This is a genomic window from Halomonas sp. 328 (assembly GCF_015645095.1).
Classification (GTDB): domain Bacteria; phylum Pseudomonadota; class Gammaproteobacteria; order Pseudomonadales; family Halomonadaceae; genus Bisbaumannia.
In genome coordinates this window covers 1-16,162 of sequence record NZ_JADOTW010000019.1, presented here as the reverse complement: position 1 = coordinate 16,162, position 16,162 = coordinate 1, and the positions used below count along the sequence as shown (strand labels likewise).

Sequence of the window (16,162 nt, the reverse complement as noted above, 5' to 3'; positions counted from 1 at the left end):
GATGTCCACCAAGGAACTGGCCCTCACCATGGAGGGCCTGGGGCTCGGCGACTGGCTGGCGCTGACCAAGCCGGGGATCATCGCCGGCAACCTGATCACCGCCCTGGGCGGGGCCCTGCTGGCCGGTGGCGGCATCGCGGCGCCCGGGCCGCTGCTGGCGATCCTCGCCGGCGTGGCGCTGGTGGTGGCCTCGGGCTGCGTCTGCAACAACGTCATCGACCGGGATATCGATGGACGCATGGCGCGTACCCGTGACCGCCTGCTGGTCGAGGGGCGCCTGGCCCCGGGACTGGCCCTGGGCTATGCCGCCCTGCTGGGCGGCCTGGGCCTGGGGTTGCTGGGCTGGCAGGGCGGCGGCCTGGCCGCCGCCCTGGGCGTGCTGGGCTGGGCGGTCTATGTGGGGCTCTATAGCCTGTGGCTGAAGCGTCGCTCGGTGCATGCCGTGCTGGTCGGCAGCCTGGCCGGGGCCATGCCGCCGGTGATCGGCTACTGTGCGGTGGCCGGGCGCTGGGACGGGGCGGCCTGGCTGCTGCTGCTGACCTTCTGCCTGTGGCAATTGCCCCACTCCCACGCCATCGCCCTCCTGCGCCTGGACGACTACGCCCGGGCGGGCATCCCGGTCCTGCCCCGGGTGCGTGGCCAGGCCACGGCCCGGGCCACCATCGTCGGCCAGATCCCCGCCTTCACCCTGGCCGCCGCCGGCCTCGGCTGGGCCGGCCATGCCGGGCCGGCCTACCTGACGGTGATCCTGCTGGCGGGGGGCGCCTGGTGGGGCTCGGCGCTGGTCGGCTGGCGGCACCAGCCGCCACGGCGCTGGGCGCGGCGCCAGTTCCTGGGCTCGATCCTGGTGGTGGTCACCCTCAGCACCCTGCTGGCGCTGGATGCCCCGGGAGCGCCCCTGGCGGCCTGGTGGGGGGGGTGACGCCGTGTCGGGAGAGGGCTACGCCGCCCCCGAGTCACCACCGCGGGTTTCGGGCATGGCGGCCCGGTCTCGCCTGAGGCGCAGCAGGAAGGCGCCGGTCAGGGCGAAGATGCCGAGCGCCACGGGAATCGCCGAGACCGAGATCAGGGTCAGGATCACCCGGTAGACGTCGCCGCCCAGCCAGCCGATCACGATGGCCAGGCCGGCCATGGCCAGGATCCAGAAGATCCGCGTGCGTCGGGCGGTGAGCATCTCGCAGACCAGGCCCGCCGAATCGGCGCTGGTGACGAAGAACAGCAGGATATTGAGCAGCAGCACCAGCGACAGCAGCCCGCTGGTGTCGATGCCGCGTACCAGCGCGAAGACGTCCTCGGCGCCGGCCTCCAGGCCCGCCAGGCCGAAGGTGACGAACCAGAAGCCGGTGAGCAGGCTGGGCACCACCAGGATGCCCAGCACCAGCTCGCGCAGGCTGCGGCCCTTGGAGATGCGCGCGATAAAGACCCCGGTGAAGATAAACCAGCCGTACCAGGAGGCCTCGAAGGCGTAGAGCCAGTCGGCCAGCCAGGCCTTGCGCTCCGGGTCGCCGAGGCCGATATCGGTGGCCATGGCCGGGTAGCGCAGCAGGTACTCCGGCAGCAGGCGGGCGAACTGGGCGAGGATCTCCCCGGGCTGGGTGAGTAGGAAGACCGCCAGCATCAGCCCCAGGGCGAAGACGCTGTTGTAGTTGCTCAACCACTTGATGCCGCGCTTGAGCCCCGAGGCGGAGGAGAGGATGGCGAAGCCGGCCAGGGCCAGGATCATCGCCGCGTTGCTCACCTCCAGGCCGAGGCCGTCGGTCAGCGCCTGGCGCAGCGGCGTGCTGGCGTAGGCGAAGGTCAGCGCCAGGCCGATCACCGTCGCCACCACCAGGCTCACCAGGTTGAGTCGGCTGAGGAAGCCGTTGCCCAACAACTGTTCGGCGGGCTTGTCGATACGCAGGTTATAGAGGGCGTGGGCGAACATCACCCCCACCCCGAGATAGCCCACCCAGGCCAGCAGCCCCCAGTGGTTGAGGGCGGTGAGCAGCGCCTGGTGGGAGCTCATGCCCGCCTCCACATGGTAGCGGGGCTCGCTGACGCCCCAGGTCAGCAGGGCGATGCCCATGCCGGTGGAGAACAGCATGCCCAGCCAGCTTGCGGTGGAGAACTCCGGCGGGCCCTCGCCGAAGCGTAGCCGCCCCAGGGGGGTGACGGCGGCCACCAGGAAGAACAGCGAGGCGGCGAAGGCCGGGTAGGTGAAGAGGAAGCCGAAGTTGCCGATCACCTGGGTCTTGGCCAGGGTCAGGGCCTGCTCGAACTGGCCCGGGAAAAGCACGATGGCGCCGATCAGGGCGCCCACCGTCAGTATCGAGGCGACGCTGGTCAGATAGTCCTGTTTCATGGCGGGTCGATTCCACTGTTGTTATTGGGGTGGGACGCCATGCCAGCCTAGGCCCGGAGCCGGAGGTGCACTTGGCACCAGGCGAAGGGAAATCGACGCCATCCGCAGGGCCGAAGGCGTCTGCCGGGCGTCGCATTGGGACAAGGGTCGAGGACGGGGCTGAGCGAGACTGCCGGCATGGTGTCCTGAATCGGCGCGGGAGGCGGCGGCCATGCGGCTCGAGCATGATGGTACGACCCCGGAGCGCATCGGCTTCCTGCTGGTGCCCGGCTTCTCGATGATGGCCTTCTTCGCCGCGGTGGAGCCGCTGCGCATCGCCAATCGCGTGGCCGATCGGGCCCTCTATGCCTGGTGCCTGATCAGCACCGATGGCCAGCCGGTCTCCGCCTCCAATGGCATGACCCTGATGGTGGATCACGCCATGGATGAGGTGGCGTCGCTGCCTTGCCTGGCGGTATGCAGCGGTTTCTCACCGGAGGCCCAGCTGAGTCGGCCGCTGATTCGCTGGCTGCACCGGCTCGACCGCGGCGGCTGCGTGCTGGGAGGGCTGGATACCGGCGGCTTCCTGCTGGCGGCGGCGGGGCTCCTGGAGGGGGCGCGGGTCACCCTGCATTGGGAGAGCCTGCCCGCCTTCCGCGAACGCTTTCCCACCATCGCCACTTCCGACGAGCTCTTCGAACTGGGACCGCGACGCTTCTCCTGTGCCGGCGGGGCCGCCGCCATGGACATGGCCCTGGCGGCGATTGGTCATCGTCACGGTAGCGCCCTGGCGGTGGCGGTCTCGGAGCAGCTGATCCATGACCGCATCCGCAGCCGTGGCGATCAGCAGCGCATGTCCCTGGCGCGGCGGCTGGGCACCCATAAACGCCGCCTGATCGAGGCGGTGGCGCTGATGGAGCGTCACCTGGAGGAGCCGCTGTCACTGGCGGAAATCGCCTGCCGCAGCGGCGTCTCGCCACGCCAGCTGCAGCGCCTCTTCGAGCAGGAACTCAATAGCTCGCCGCGCCACTGGTACCTCAAGCTACGCCTGACCCGGGCCCGTCAGCTCCTTGAGGATACCCAGTTGGATATCCTCTCGGTGGGCCTGGCCTGCGGCTTTACCTCCAGCTCCAGTTTCTCCCGGGCCTTCCGCGCCCAGTTCGGCATCTCGCCGCGGCGGGTGCGCTTGATGCCACCCAGCTAGGGGGGCGGGGTGTCCAGGCGCCTGGCCAGGGCCCGACAGAAGTCGCGCCAGGCCTCGCCCATGGGGGCTAGCTGGGCCTGGGCGTGGAGGGCGCCATGGACCATCTCCGGGGCAAGGCGATAGCCGACCCGGGCCCCCCGGCGGCGCCACTCGGCCACGGCGGCCTCCAGGGGACGGGTCAGGGGGTCGTGTTCCACCGCCAGCACTTCGATCCGTTGGGAGGGAGGCGTCTCGGGGGCGGGGGGCAGGTCCGGGGCGATCGTTCGCCACAGGGCGAGGATCTCGTCCCGGGAGAGCAGCGGCGCATCCGGGCCCAGTTCGACCGTATCGGGGTTTCCCACCGGGGGATAGATCAGCCCCAGGGGCATGGCCGGGCGTGCTTGCTCCCAGGCCAGGTTGAGTACCAGCCGTCCCCCGGCGCTGTCGCCCACCAGCGCCTGCGGGGCGGTGGCCTCGGCCACCGCTCGGCAGTCGGCGAGCATGATCGTGTAGTCGGCCTCCGGGGCCAGGCGATAGTCGATGCTGATGACCTCGCGGCCCAGCGCCTCGGCGAGGCTCGCCGCCACCCCGTGGTGGCTCTTCACGGAGCCGAGGCTCCAGCCGCCGCCATGCACGAAGAGCACCGTGCCGGGGCCGGCGTTATCGGGCAGGAAGCGGCGCACCGCCACCCCGCCGCACCCTGTATCGGTGACTCGCAGGCCGGGTGGGTCGGCGGGGGCGAAGCCGGCGCAGAGGGCCTCATAGCGAGGGCGTGCCACCGTCGGTGGCACGCCCTCCAGATCACTCAGGCCGGTGGCGAAGCGCCGGATAAAGGCCTCGACCTCCATTCCGTCAGCGCCGGATGCCGATGGTGCGCCCGGCGAGCGCCGGCCAGGCGTCGGCCTCGGCGTGGGGCAGCTCGGCCAGCGCCTCGGCCACCGGCGCCGGGAAGGCGTCGGGGCGGCCGCTCTGCTGGTTCATGCCCATCAGCATCTGCTCGCTGGTGGCCAGCAGGTTGCGCTCCTCGTCGAACAGCTCGAAGAAGGCGTGCAGCCGCTTGGCGTCGCGATCCAGCAGGGTCACCGCCACCGCCAGCGGCTGGTCCTGGTGGGCCTCGCGACGGTAGCAGAGGTGGGTCTCCAGGGTGTAGATCGTATAGCCGTGACGGCTGCGCCCTTCGGCATCCAGGCCGATCTTGTCCATCAGCGCCTCCACCGCCAGGGAGAAGACCCTGGCGTATTCGGCGTCGTTCATATGGCCGTTGTAGTCGACCCACGCCGGGGCCACCCGGGTCTCCAGGATCACCATCAGATACGCCCCTCCAGGCCTTCCGCTTCGGGCCAGTATTTCTGCACCAGGTCGAGCAGTTCAACCAGGAAGTCGTCGCGGCGACGATCGAGTTCGCTGACCGGCCGGCCGGCGGCCTGGTATTCGCAGCCCTCGACCACCTTGTCGATCAACTCCTCGGTGAGCTCGGGGGCCTCGAGCTTGGTCCAGGGCAGCTTCAGGGCGGGGCCGAACTGCTCGAGCATATGCCGCATGCCCGCGTCGCCGCCGGCCAGGTGGAAGGTCAGGAAGGTGCCCATCAGCGACCAGCGCAGGCCGCAGCCGTAGACCACCGCGGCATCCACCTCCTCGGTGGTGGCCACGCCGTCGTTGACCAGGTGCAGGGCCTCCCGCCATAGCGCCTCCATCAGGCGGTCGGCGATATGCCCCTCGATCTCGCGGCGGACCACCAGGGGGCGCATCTCGAGGGCCTGGTAGAGCCCCCGGGCGCGCTCGGTCTGCTCGCTGGCGGTGGCCTCGCCCCCCACCAGCTCGACCAGCGGCAGCAGGTAGACCGGGTTGAAGGGGTGGGCGACGATCACCCGTCCCGGCGCCTTGGCACAGTCTTGCTGCAGGTCGCTGGGCTTAAAGCCGGACGTGGACGAGCCGATGATCACCTCCGCCTCGGCGGCGGTGTCCAGGGCGGCGAGGATCTCGCGCTTGAGTGCCAGGCGCTCCGGGACGTTCTCCTGGATCAGGTCGGCGCCGGCCACGGCGGCCTCGAGGCTGTCGACGAAGGTGAGCCGCGCGGGACTGGCGCCCTCGGCCAGGCCCAGGCGCTCGAGGGACGGCCAGGCGTTGTCGACGAAGGCTCGGGTGCGCGCCGGGGCCTCCGGGGCCGGGTCGAAGGCCACCACGTCCCAGCCCCGGGCCAGGGCCCGGGCGATCCAGCCGTTGCCGATCACGCCGGTGCCGATCACGCTCAGTTGGCGGCTCATGCGTCACCTCCGACGACCTTCCCGGTGCGCGGGTCGCGCAGTTTGAGGTGGGCGCGGGTCTCGGCGGGGGTCATGACCCGGGCGCCGAGGTTCTCGATCAGGGTGGTGGCCTTCTCGACCAGCTGGCCGTTGGTGGCCAGGACGCCCTTCTCCAGGTAGAGGTTGTCCTCCAGGCCGACCCGGGCATGACCGCCCAGCAGCACCGCCTGGGCGACCATGGGCATCTGGTGGCGACCGATGCCGAAGGCGGCCCAGTTGGCGTTTTCCGGCAGCTTGTTGCGCATGGCCAGCATGGTCTCGGTGTCGGCCTCGGCGCCCCAGGGAATGCCCAGGCAGAGCTGGTAGAGGGGATCGCCGTCGAGCAGGCCCTCCTGCTGCAGCTGGCGGGCGAACCACACATGGCCCAGGTCGAAGCACTCGAGCTCCGGCTTGACCCCGGCGGCCTGCACCAGGCGGGCATGCTCGCGCAGCCAGTCGGCGGTGTTCACGTAGACCATGTCGCCGAAGTTGAGGCTGCCGCAGTCCAGGGTGCAGAGCTCCGGCAGGAGCTCGGCCACCGGCGCGTGGCGCTCGGCCGGGGTCTGGATGTCGGTGCCCGGGCCGCCGCGGGTGGGGTCCTCGGCGTCGGGGATCCAGTCGCCGCCGCCGCCGGCGGTGATGTTCATGACGATATCCGCGTCCGCCTCGCGGACCCGGTCCATCACTTCGCGGAAGTGCTCCACGGAGTGGCTGATGCCGCCGGTCTCCGGGTCGCGCACGTGGATATGCGCCACGCTGGCCCCGGCCCGGGCGGCCTCGATGCAGCTGTCGGCGATCTGCTTGGGGGTCACCGGCACATGGGGGCTCTTGGCGGCGGTGTCGCCGGCGCCGGTGATGGCGCAGGTGAGGATGACGTTGCGATTCATGGTCGCTCCCTCGGGGTGGTGGAATTCCCGTCCAGTGTCGTCCGCCGAGGCCCCGGCCGTTTGGCAAGTTGCGCCGGGAAGTTGACCCGAGTCGCCGGAGGGGGATGAATAGGAGGCGAATCATCGGGTGAGGTCGCCCGAAACCATCGAGGAGAAGGTCATGGAAGGGATGCTGGAGCTCTTGTCGCCGCTATCGGCGGCGATCAACCTGGGCCTGGTGCTGCTGGCGGCCTTGACCTCGGGGGTCTCGGCGGCGGTGGGCATCGGCGGTGGCACCCTGCTGATCATGGTGATGGCCCAGGTGATGCCGGCCACGGCGCTGATTCCGGTCCACGGCATGGTGCAGCTGGGCTCCAATGGCGGCCGGGCGGTAATGACCTGGCGGCATATCGATCGCGGCCTGCTGGCCGCCTTCCTGCCCGGGGTGGTGCTGGGGGCCCTGGTGGCCGCCTGGCTGCTGGTACGCCTGCCTGCCGGCGTACTGGAGCTGTGCATCGCCGCCTTCGTGCTCTACTCCTGCTGGGGGCCGGGCTGGCCCAAGGGGTGGCTGGGGCGTGCCGGGACCCTGCTGGCCGGAGCCCTGACCACCTTCCTCTCCAGCCTGGTGGGGGCATCCGGCCCCCTGGTGGGGGCGGTGATCAAGCAGCACTTCGGCGAGCGCCTGCCGCGGGTGGCCACCTTCGCCGCCTGCATGAGCTTCCAGCACCTCTCCAAGGCCTTTATCTTCGGGGCCGCCGGCTTCGTCTTCCGGGAGTGGCTGGCGCTGATGGCGGCGATGATCGTCGCCGGCCTGGTGGGCACCTGGCTGGGCCTGCGCCTGCTGCGCCAGCTCTCCGATCGGCGCTTCGACAGCCTCTTCAAGTGGGTGCTGACCCTGCTGGCGCTACGGTTGGTCTGGTTGGGGGTGGGGCGGCTCGGCGTCGTCTAGTCCTCGTCGCCGGCTCGCCGGCACAGGCGGGCGGCGCGATCCAGGGCGGGACCGGCCCCGGCCAGGGCGAAGTCCAGCTCCCAGGGAGCATCGTCATCGCCGAGGCGCAGCCGCAGCACCTCGCCACTGCGCAGCTCATGCAGCAGCCGATAGGGCTCGTCGAGGTGAAAGAGGGCATAGGCGCCGCTGTCGCCGGGCTCCCGCTGCAGCTCGACCGGGCCGGCGAAGGGGGCCAGGTCGTCGATGCGCAGGCTGGCCGCATCCTGACGGATCTCGGGCTCGGCCACGAACTCGTGCATCTCGACCCGCAGCTCCGCCCGGGGCTGGCAGTGGGGTGGGGTAAAGTCCACCGAGAAGGCGGTGCCGGGCTGGTCCAGGGTGTTGGTGGCGCGGAACAGGCGCGCCTCGCCCAGGCTCAGGCGCAGGGAGTGCCAGTGGCCGCTGGGCTCGACGCGGTCGGCATTGAACATGGTGGCCGCCGCCGGGGTGGCCAGCAGCAGGGCGCCGATAAGCAGCAGGGGACGAACCAGGGTCGGCATGGTGAGCGTTCCGATCAGAAGAGAGTCGAATAGCCTAACCGAATCGCAGGGAGAACGACCATGGGTAGCAGAGCGTGGTGCCGGGGCCTACTGGCGGGGCTGGTGATGGGACTGGTGGGCTGTGCCGCCGTGTCGCCGATGGAGTCGGCGCGGGAGCTGCGCCCCGGCGAGTCCCGGGAAGGCCAGCTGCTGAGCGGCCCGGATCGCTACCGCTTCAGCCTGGCGGCCCCGGCTCGGGTGATCCTGGAGAGCGAGGTCTTCCCCGGGCAGGTGCTGGCGGTGCGCCCCAACGGGCGCCTGTTGAATGCCGATGGGGAGGTGGTGGCGCGGGACTTCGCCAGCGGTCGCCAGGGCGGCAACTTCCGTATCGAGACTCGTCTCGACGCGGGCACCTGGTACCTGATCGTCAGCGAGACCCACGGCTGTCGCTCGGTGCTGCGCTGCCCGGATCGCGATGCCCGCTACCGGGTCAGCCTGAGGGTCGAACCGCTCTGAGATCAGGCGCCGGCCCCGGGGGCGCGCCGGCCGAAGGCCTCCCAGGCCTTCTCGTGGAAGAAGTAGGCCAGGGTATTGACCGCCGGTTCGATCATGGCGATCAGCCCGCCCAGTACCCAGCTGCCGGTGAGCAGGAAGGTGACGGCGAAGGCCACGCTGAAGTGGACGGCGGCGAAGGTGAGGGTCTTGATCTTGGCCTGGGACATGGAGGCTCTCCTCGAGACTGTTGAGACTCATCATAAGAGAATGATTCTTATTTGTTGAGTTAAATCCCCCAATCCCCGCGATAGCCTGACCCCATCGTGGATAGTGCCCGTCAAAATAGTTATGTTATAACGTTCGTATTTTCCCGTGACGAGAGCCGCCATGCCTGATGCCATTACCGATGAGGCCGGCCTGTTGGCCATGGCCTCCGATGACTACATGAATGCGGCCCAGCTGGCCTTCTTCCGCCGTCGCCTGGAGGAGGAGCGCGGCCAGGTGGAGGCCCACCTGGATGAGGTGCGGGGGGCCATCGCCGCCAACGAGCAGTGCAGCGACGAGGCGGATCGCGCCTCCATGGAGGAGGAGTTGAGCCTGCTGCTGCGCCAGGCGGACCGGGAGACCCGGCTGTTGCGCAAGATCGCCCAGGCGCTGACGCGGATCGATGAGGGGGAGTACGGCTACTGCCGGGAGATCGGCGAGCCCATCGGCCTGCCGCGCCTGCTGCTGCGCCCCACCGCGGAACTCTGCCTGGAGGCCAAGCAGCGCCAGGAGCGCCGCGAACACCACTTCACCAAGCACCGCGGCCAGTGAGCCGCGGGCGACCGACCCTGACGAGGAGGGCATGATGTCCGACCCGAATGCCACTTTGCCGGTGACCGTGCTGTCCGGTTTTCTCGGTGCCGGCAAGACCACGGTGCTCAACCATATCCTGGCCAACCGCGACGGCCGCCGGGTGGCGGTGATCGTCAACGACATGAGCGAGGTCAATATCGACGCCGCCGCGGTGCGCGGCGGCCCCGGGGCCCAGGGTGACGTGGAGCTCAACCGCGCCGAGGAGCGGCTGGTGGAGATGAGCAATGGCTGCATCTGCTGCACCCTGCGCGAGGACCTCCTGCTGGAGGTGGCGCGGCTGGCCCGGGAAGGGCGTTTCGATCAACTGGTGATCGAGTCCACCGGCATCTCCGAGCCGCTGCCGGTGGCCGAGACCTTTACCTTCGAGGACGAGCTGGGCCAGAGCCTCTCTCAACTGGCGCGCCTGGACACCCTGGTCACGGTGGTGGATGGCGCCAACTTCCTCGCCCAGTATCGGGAGGCCCAGTCCCTGCAAGAGGCGGGCGAGAGCCTGGGCGAGGAAGACGAGCGCAACGTCGCCGACCTGCTGGTGGACCAGATCGAGTTCTGTGATGTGCTGCTGATCAGCAAGACCGACCTGATCGATGCCGCCCGGCTCGATGAGCTCAAGGCGGTGCTGCGCAGCCTCAACCCGGAGGCGGAGCTGATTTCCATCGCCAAGGGCGAGGTGCCCCTGGATCGGGTGCTGGATACCGGGCGCTTCAGCTTCGAGCGCGCCCAGCAGGCCCCGGGCTGGCTCAAGGAGCTGCGCGGCGAGCATGTGCCGGAGACCGAGGAGTACGGCATCTCCAGCTTTACCTACCTGGCGCGGCGCCCCTTCCACCCGGCCAGGTTCCATGCCGTGCTGCATGGCGACTGGTTCGGCGGCCGCTTGCTGCGCTCCAAGGGCTTCTTCTGGTTGGCCACCCGGCCCCAGTTCGCCGGCCAGTGGAGCCAGGCGGGGGGCATCGCCCACCACGGCTTCGCCGGCCTGTTCTGGAAGGCGGTGCCGGAGTCCCGCTGGCCCACGGACCCGGAGTATCGCGGCTATATCCTCGAGAAGTGGCAGGAGCCCTTCGGTGACATGCGTCAGGAGCTGGTGTTTATCGGCCAGCACCTGGACGAGGCACGCATTCGTGCCGCCCTGGACGCCTGTTTGTTGAGCGAAGAGGAGCTCGCGGCCGGTCGTGAATACTGGCAATCCCTCGAGGATCCCTTCCCGGCCTGGGAACCCGCACCGTCAGCGTGACCGGATTCCACGCCCGGCGGTGGACAGCAGCGTTTTCGTCGGCATACTTCCAGGTAAGGAGAAAAGATTCGCAGGGAACGGGTCGAGCCCCCGGTATCGTCGCCAAGCGATGGATAAGGGGGCCGCCGGCGTTCCAACCAGGCAGTTTCATGCGGGGGAACCGAACGATGATGCCCACTCACAAGGCCGCCCGGGGGCGCTGGTTGGCACCGCTGATGGTGCTGGTCTGCCTGGCCCTGGCCACGGCGCCGGCCCAGGCCAATCCGCGCTATGCCGCCATCGTGGTGGATGCCACCACGGGCGAAGTACTGCACGCCGCCAATGCCGAGGCCCAGCGTTACCCGGCCTCGCTGACCAAGATGATGACCCTCTACCTGCTGTTCGAGGCCCTGGACGAGGGGCGCCTCAGCCTCGACCAGCCCCTGCCGGTCTCCGCCCAGGCGGCGGCCATGCCCGCCTCCAAGTTATGGCTTCAGGCCGGTGACAGCATCCGGGTGCGCGACGCCATCCCCGCGCTGGTCATCCGCTCCGCCAATGACGTGGCGGTGGTGGTGGCCGAGGCCCTGGGCGGCAGCGAGGCGGGCTTCGCCCGGCTGATGACCGACAAGGCCCGGGAGCTGGGCATGCTGGACACCCGCTTCCGCAACGCCTCGGGGCTACCCGACAACCTGCAGGTCACCACCGCCCGGGACATGGCCAACCTGGCGGTGCGGCTGATGGCCGACTACCCCCACTACTACGATCACTTCGGCAACACCCGCTTCAGCTTCCGCGGCAACCAGCACAACGGCCATAATCGCCTGCTGACCAACTATTCCGGTGCCGACGGCCTCAAGACCGGCTTCATTCGCGCCTCCGGCTTCAATGTGGCCACCTCGGCGCGGCGCGGAGACCAGCGCCTGCTGGCGGTGGTGATGGGCGGCTTCACCGCCCACTCCCGGGATGCCCATATGACCACCCTGCTGGACAACGGCTTCGAACGCCTGGCGCTGCGCGGGGGGCGTGACTGGGTCGCCTCCGCCGATGTCTCCGCCAATGTACCGCCGCTGCTGGCGAGCGTCTCCGCCGATCTCGGGCCGCGTTCGCCGGGGGCGGCACCGGGCACGATGCTGGCCAGCGCCGTGGACACCCGGGCCGCCGAGGCGCGCGCGCGGGCCGAGGCCACCGAGCGTCTGGTGGCGGCCTTCGCGCCGGCCTCGCCCACCTATGCCGAGGATGGCGCCCTGGCCGAGGGCAGCCTGACGACCCAAGACCCGATTCTCGAGCTGATGCGCCGCGAGCCCGAGCCTGCCCCGGTGACGCGGACGGTGGCGGCCCAGGGCGGCGGGAACTGGGCGATCCAGGTGGGAGCCTTCCAGGATCGCGACCAGGCCCAGCAGCTGGCCAGTCGGGCCGCCGACTACCTGGCCCAGCCCGCCCCGGTGGCGGTCACCGAGCTGGCCACCCAGGAGCGCACCGTCTTCCGCGCCCGCCTGGTGGATTTCGAACAGGACCAGGCCTATAGCGCCTGCCAGCGCCTGCAACGGCGGGGCCTGGAGTGCCTGGTGGTCACCGCCAACCCCTGAGCGACTACTGACCCGGGAACGCCCCCGCCGGCCAAGGCCGGCGGGGGCGTCGTCGTTGAGGGGCCTGTGATGGCGATGAAAATGTTATAACATTGCATTTTGTTCGAGCCATCACCGGGAGACCGCCATGACCCGCTCACCCCTCGCCGATATCGCCGCGGAGCGCGGCCGCCACCTGGGCACCCTCAGCTGGGTCGGCATGGAGGGCATCGCCCTGCCCCTCAGCGTGGCCGGCCAGTCGATCAATGGCTGGGCCGATGCCGGCGTCAGCCTCGACGAGCCCAGCGCCCGGGGCATCCATATGTCGCGCCTCTACCTGGCCCTGGAAGCCCTGGAAGGCGAGCCCCTGACCCCGGCTCGCATCGAGGCGGTACTGCAGCGTTTCCTGGCCAGCCACGACGGCCTCTCCCGCCAGGCCTTCCTGAGCCTCTCTGGGGATGCCCTGCTGCGGCGCCCGGCCCTGGTCAGCCCCTTGGCGGGCTGGAAGACCTATCCCTTCCGGCTCGAGGCCTGCCTCGATGGCAACGGGCTCGCCCTGGAGCTGGCCATCACCCTCGGCTACTCCTCCACCTGCCCCTGCTCGGCGGCCCTGGCCCGCCAGCTGATACAGCAGCAGTTTCGACAGGACTTCGGCGAGGGGAGCGTGAACGCGGAGGCCGTGCAGGCCTGGCTGGGCAGTGCCCAGGGCATCGTCGCCACCCCGCATAGCCAGCGCAGCCAGGCGCATCTGCGGCTGCGCCTCGCCGAGGGACTCGAGGACTTGCCCCTGGAGGCCCTGGTGGAGCGCGCCGAAGCGGCCCTGGGCACGGCCCTGCAGACCGCGGTGAAGCGTGCCGACGAGCAGGCCTTCGCCCTGGCCAATGGCCAGAACCTGATGTTCTGCGAGGACGCCGCGCGCCGCCTGGACGACACCCTGCGGGAGGCGCCCGAGGTGGCCGGTTTCCGGCTGCGGGTGGTGCACGGCGAGAGCCTGCACGCCCATGATGCCGTGGCGCGCAGCGAGTGGCGCTGGGAGGCCGAATGAACCAGGTACTGATTCGCAACGCTCGCCTGGTCAATGAGGGCGAGATCCGGGAAGGGGACCTGCTGGTCCGGGACGGTCGCATCGCGCGCATCGCCCCCGCCATCGACGCCAACGCCGAGCGGGAGATCGAGGCCGATGGGGCCTGGCTGCTGCCCGGGATGATCGACGACCAGGTGCACTTCCGCGACCCGGGTGCCCCCCACAAGGGCAACTTCGCCAGCGAGTCCCGGGCCGCGGTGGCGGGGGGCATCACCAGCGTCATGGACATGCCCAACACCCAGCCGCCGACCCTCGACCTGACGGCCCTGGAGGCCAAGGAGCGTCGCGCCGCGGCCACCGCCTGGACCAACTACGGTTTCCACTTCGGGGTCAGCCACGACAACCTGGATCGGGTGGCCGCCCTACCGGCGGATCGGGTGGCGGCGGTCAAGGTCTTCATGGGGGCCTCCACCGGCGACATGCTGGTGGACGACCCCGTCGTGCTGGAGCGCCTCTTCGCCACCTGCCCCACGCCGCTGCTGGCCCACTGCGAGGACACGCCGCGCATCCAGGCCCGGGAGGCCGAGGCCCGGGCCCGCTTCGGCGAGGCGATTCCCGCCGAGTGGCATCCGTGGATTCGTGATCACGAGGCCTGCTACCGGTCGTCGAGCCTGGCGGTGGCGCTGGCGCGGCGCCATGGCACCCGGCTGCATGTGCTGCACCTGACCACCGCCCGGGAGCTGGCGCTCTTCGAGGCGGGGCCCGTTAGCGACAAGCGGATCACCGCCGAGGTGTGCCTGCATCACCTGCTCTTCGACGAGGGCGATTACGCCGACCTGGGGCATCGCCTCAAGTGCAACCCGGCGGTGAAGGGGCGTGCCGACCGTGACGCCCTGCGCCGGGCCCTGGTGGAGGGGCGCCTGGATATCATCGGCACCGACCATGCCCCCCATGCGCTGGCCGAGAAGCAGCGCCCCTACGTCTCGGCCCCGGCGGGGCTGCCCCTGGTGGAGCATGCCCTCCCGGCGCTGATGGAGCTGGTGGCCGACGGGGTCCTGCCCCTGGAGACCCTGGTGGCGAAGACCAGCCACGCGGTGGCCGAGCGCTTCGACATCGTCGAACGGGGCTATCTGCGGGAGGGCTACTGGGCCGACCTGGCCCTGCTGGGGGCCCTGCCCACCCCCCGGGCGGTAGCCGAGCGTCCCGTGCTGGCACACTGCGGCTGGACGCCCTTCGCGGGCTGGCATTTCCGCCATGAGGTGGTGGCGACCCTGGTCTCGGGGCAGCTGGCCTGGTACCGGGGGCGGCCGGAGGCCAGCCGAGGCCGGCCACTGCGCTTTGCTCGCTAAGCCGGCGCGATTGAGCGGAGCGTTGAAAAAACCTAACGGAAGGCGATACGGGTGCCGTAGGTGAGCATCTCGTCCGGGGTGATCGGCTTGCCCGGCACCCCGATCATCTCGTCGCCGCACTGGTCGGCGCAGGTCAGCACCCCATGGGTCAGCCCCAGGTCGCCGAGCAGATCGCGAATCTCGCCGGTGCCCATGAAGGTGCGCACCTTGCCGCGGTCGTCCACCAGGTCGGCGACGCCATGGGCGTGGTGGAAATGCACCGTGTAGATGCCATCCAGGGACTCCACCTCGACGATGGGGGAGAAGCCCTGATGCAGGGCCTGGCCAAGCTGCTTGTAGGTCAGCTTGCGGCAGTCGGTCAAGTCGATGGTGCTCATCTGTTACCTCATGGGGAAAGGGTGCCCTGTATAACAAGCGTAGAAGATGAGACGCCCATGTCTAGGCGTATCGGCACGCCATGGTACCGGGCGCCATTATATTCTGAGCTTTTTGTATAAGCATTGTATTGCCTGTGTATCACCCTATCCCGGGTCCAGGGCCAATAGCAGCCGCGGCTCGCCGGGCGCCGGTTGGGGGCTGCGGTGTACCAGGCCACGCCCCTCATTGCCGATCCATCCTTCCCCCTTGAGCAGGGCGATATCGCCGCACCCCAGGCGGCGAACCGACTGGGCATTGCGCAGGGGGTCGGGCTTGTCGGGACGCGGCGCCCCCAGGCCGGCCCGGTTGACCGCCGACTCCGGCAGCCACTCGCTGCCGGGCCCCGCATAGGTGCTGACCAGGCGCACCGCCAGGTTGTCCACATGGAAGCGCGGGCACATGGCGCCCTCCAGGCGCTGCAGTCGCACGCCGATGGCTTCGGTATCGAAGAGGTAGGCCATGGCTTCGCAGATCAGGGTGATGTCCTCCACCAGGGGCCCGGCCTGCTGGGGTCGCGGCAGGTGCCTGAGCAGGTCCTCGGTCAGGGCCTCGCCGACGCCGCCCCGCCAGCGCCAGTCCAGGCGGCGCTCGTCCTCCAGCTGGGCCATCACGCTGGCCGCCAACGCCGGGTCCAGCCGGCGGCGCATCACCGCCAGGTTGGTGTCGTCATGGAAGATCCGCGGCAGGATCTCGATGGTGTCGCCGAAGGCGGCCTGGGGCGGCGAGGCGGCGAGCGGGGTGGCCGACAGGGACATGGGGACCTCGTCTCTCGGAGTGAAAAGTAACTATATAACATTGCTTTTGTGGGGGCTGGCAAGCCCGGTGGGCGTTCGGTGTCCCGAGAGGCATCGCTCCGGAGGCGAGAGTCCGGTAGAGTCGGTGTGTCAATTATTCAACAACCAGGGAAAGGAGGAGCGGCGATGTCACCGTCCTTGAAGGGTATCCTGTGGATGTGTGCCGGGGTCTTCTGCCTCTCGGTGGGGGACGCCATCGCCAAGTGGCTGGGGGAGGTGCACTCCCCGGTGCAGATCATCTTCTTCCGCACCCTGGTGTCGCTGCCGCTGATCGCCCTGATCGCTCACTTCTATGGCGGCCTGCGCAAGCTGAGTACCCGGCGCCCCGGGGTGCA

19 protein-coding genes are annotated in these 16,162 nt (G+C 69.8%); 10 read left to right on the top strand and 9 right to left on the bottom strand.

Features of this window, described 5'->3' with window-relative positions; genetic code table 11:
- Window position 1: 1 nt before the first annotated feature.
- Window positions 2–922: a heme o synthase gene (gene cyoE / locus IHD13_RS11010; protein WP_230086256.1), complete on the top strand. Its 921-nt coding sequence runs from the start codon at window positions 2–4 to the stop codon at window positions 920–922.
- Window positions 923–940: 18 nt separating this feature from the next.
- Here cyoE and IHD13_RS11005 read toward each other — a convergent pair whose 3' ends face one another.
- Window positions 941–2,341 carry a BCCT family transporter gene (locus IHD13_RS11005; RefSeq protein ID WP_195861094.1) on the bottom strand — a complete coding sequence of 467 codons (1,401 nt, stop codon included), beginning with the start codon at window positions 2,339–2,341 and terminating at the stop codon, window positions 941–943.
- 211 nt (window positions 2,342–2,552) lie between these two features.
- On the opposite strand from IHD13_RS11005, the gene IHD13_RS11000 reads away from it, so the two are divergent.
- Window positions 2,553–3,524: a GlxA family transcriptional regulator gene (locus IHD13_RS11000; protein ID WP_195861093.1), complete on the top strand. Its 972-nt coding sequence runs from the start codon at window positions 2,553–2,555 to the stop codon at window positions 3,522–3,524.
- On the opposite strand, the gene IHD13_RS10995 is transcribed toward IHD13_RS11000, so the two are convergent.
- From IHD13_RS10995 to IHD13_RS10980, 4 genes are read right to left on the bottom strand one after another with little or no spacing between them, the layout of a single operon-like run.
- A complete protein-coding gene (locus IHD13_RS10995) occupies window positions 3,521–4,351 on the bottom strand; it encodes an alpha/beta hydrolase (RefSeq protein ID WP_195861092.1) in 831 nt (276 codons plus the stop codon). The genes IHD13_RS11000 and IHD13_RS10995 overlap by 4 nt on opposite strands.
- Window positions 4,352–4,355: 4 nt before the next feature.
- The gene (locus IHD13_RS10990) at window positions 4,356–4,811 is read right to left on the bottom strand and encodes a thioesterase family protein (RefSeq protein WP_195861091.1); all 456 of its coding nucleotides are present in this window, start codon (window positions 4,809–4,811) and stop codon (window positions 4,356–4,358) included.
- Window positions 4,811–5,767, bottom strand: a complete 957-nt coding sequence (locus tag IHD13_RS10985) for an L-carnitine dehydrogenase (RefSeq protein ID WP_195861090.1) — start codon at window positions 5,765–5,767, stop codon at window positions 4,811–4,813. The genes IHD13_RS10990 and IHD13_RS10985 overlap by 1 nt, the downstream gene beginning before the upstream one ends.
- Window positions 5,764–6,672 carry a 3-keto-5-aminohexanoate cleavage protein gene (locus IHD13_RS10980; protein ID WP_195861089.1) on the bottom strand — a complete coding sequence of 303 codons (909 nt, stop codon included), beginning with the start codon at window positions 6,670–6,672 and terminating at the stop codon, window positions 5,764–5,766. The genes IHD13_RS10985 and IHD13_RS10980 overlap by 4 nt, the downstream gene beginning before the upstream one ends.
- 160 nt (window positions 6,673–6,832) lie before the next feature.
- Between IHD13_RS10980 and IHD13_RS10975 the strand changes: the two genes are divergently transcribed.
- Entirely contained in the window at window positions 6,833–7,600 is a 768-nt protein-coding gene (locus IHD13_RS10975) for a sulfite exporter TauE/SafE family protein (RefSeq protein WP_195861088.1), read from the top strand.
- Here the strand turns inward: IHD13_RS10975 and IHD13_RS10970 are convergent.
- Entirely contained in the window at window positions 7,597–8,139 is a 543-nt protein-coding gene (locus IHD13_RS10970; RefSeq protein ID WP_195861087.1) for a hypothetical protein, read from the bottom strand. The two genes, IHD13_RS10975 and IHD13_RS10970, sit on opposite strands and share 4 nt — an antisense overlap.
- 60 nt (window positions 8,140–8,199) lie before the next feature.
- Between IHD13_RS10970 and IHD13_RS10965 the strand changes: the two genes are divergently transcribed.
- The gene (locus tag IHD13_RS10965) at window positions 8,200–8,634 is read left to right on the top strand and encodes a hypothetical protein (RefSeq protein WP_195861086.1); all 435 of its coding nucleotides are present in this window, start codon (window positions 8,200–8,202) and stop codon (window positions 8,632–8,634) included.
- A gap of 2 nt (window positions 8,635–8,636) precedes the next feature.
- Here IHD13_RS10965 and IHD13_RS10960 read toward each other — a convergent pair whose 3' ends face one another.
- On the bottom strand, window positions 8,637–8,840 hold the full coding sequence (locus IHD13_RS10960; protein ID WP_195861085.1) for a DUF2061 domain-containing protein: 204 nt from the start codon (window positions 8,838–8,840) through the stop codon (window positions 8,637–8,639).
- 160 nt (window positions 8,841–9,000) lie between these two features.
- On the opposite strand from IHD13_RS10960, the gene dksA reads away from it, so the two are divergent.
- From dksA to IHD13_RS10935, 5 genes are all read left to right on the top strand, one after another.
- The gene (gene dksA, locus IHD13_RS10955; protein WP_195861084.1) at window positions 9,001–9,429 is read left to right on the top strand and encodes an RNA polymerase-binding protein DksA; all 429 of its coding nucleotides are present in this window, start codon (window positions 9,001–9,003) and stop codon (window positions 9,427–9,429) included.
- A 34-nt stretch (window positions 9,430–9,463) separates the two neighbouring features.
- The gene (gene zigA / locus IHD13_RS10950) at window positions 9,464–10,699 is read left to right on the top strand and encodes a zinc metallochaperone GTPase ZigA (protein WP_195861083.1); all 1,236 of its coding nucleotides are present in this window, start codon (window positions 9,464–9,466) and stop codon (window positions 10,697–10,699) included.
- Between the two features lie 167 nt (window positions 10,700–10,866).
- The gene (locus IHD13_RS10945; RefSeq protein ID WP_326838342.1) at window positions 10,867–12,264 is read left to right on the top strand and encodes a D-alanyl-D-alanine carboxypeptidase; all 1,398 of its coding nucleotides are present in this window, start codon (window positions 10,867–10,869) and stop codon (window positions 12,262–12,264) included.
- A 127-nt stretch (window positions 12,265–12,391) separates the two neighbouring features.
- On the top strand, window positions 12,392–13,288 hold the full coding sequence (folE2, locus tag IHD13_RS10940) for a GTP cyclohydrolase FolE2 (RefSeq protein WP_195861082.1): 897 nt from the start codon (window positions 12,392–12,394) through the stop codon (window positions 13,286–13,288).
- Window positions 13,285–14,616 (top strand): dihydroorotase, encoded by a 1,332-nt coding sequence (locus tag IHD13_RS10935; protein WP_195861081.1) that lies wholly within the window; start codon window positions 13,285–13,287, stop codon window positions 14,614–14,616. Before folE2 ends, IHD13_RS10935 begins: the two co-directional genes overlap by 4 nt.
- 32 nt (window positions 14,617–14,648) lie before the next feature.
- On the opposite strand, the gene IHD13_RS10930 is transcribed toward IHD13_RS10935, so the two are convergent.
- Both IHD13_RS10930 and IHD13_RS10925 read right to left on the bottom strand, forming a co-directional pair.
- Complete coding sequence (locus IHD13_RS10930; protein WP_195861080.1) at window positions 14,649–14,993, bottom strand: DUF6482 family protein; 345 nt, start codon at window positions 14,991–14,993, stop codon at window positions 14,649–14,651.
- A 144-nt stretch (window positions 14,994–15,137) separates the two neighbouring features.
- Entirely contained in the window at window positions 15,138–15,788 is a 651-nt protein-coding gene (locus IHD13_RS10925; protein WP_195861079.1) for a DUF1826 domain-containing protein, read from the bottom strand.
- Window positions 15,789–15,953: 165 nt separating this feature from the next.
- Here IHD13_RS10925 and IHD13_RS10920 point away from each other — a divergent pair.
- Window positions 15,954–16,162, top strand: a 209-nt coding sequence (locus IHD13_RS10920; RefSeq protein WP_326838341.1) for an EamA family transporter, incomplete at its 3' end; no start/stop codon positions are given.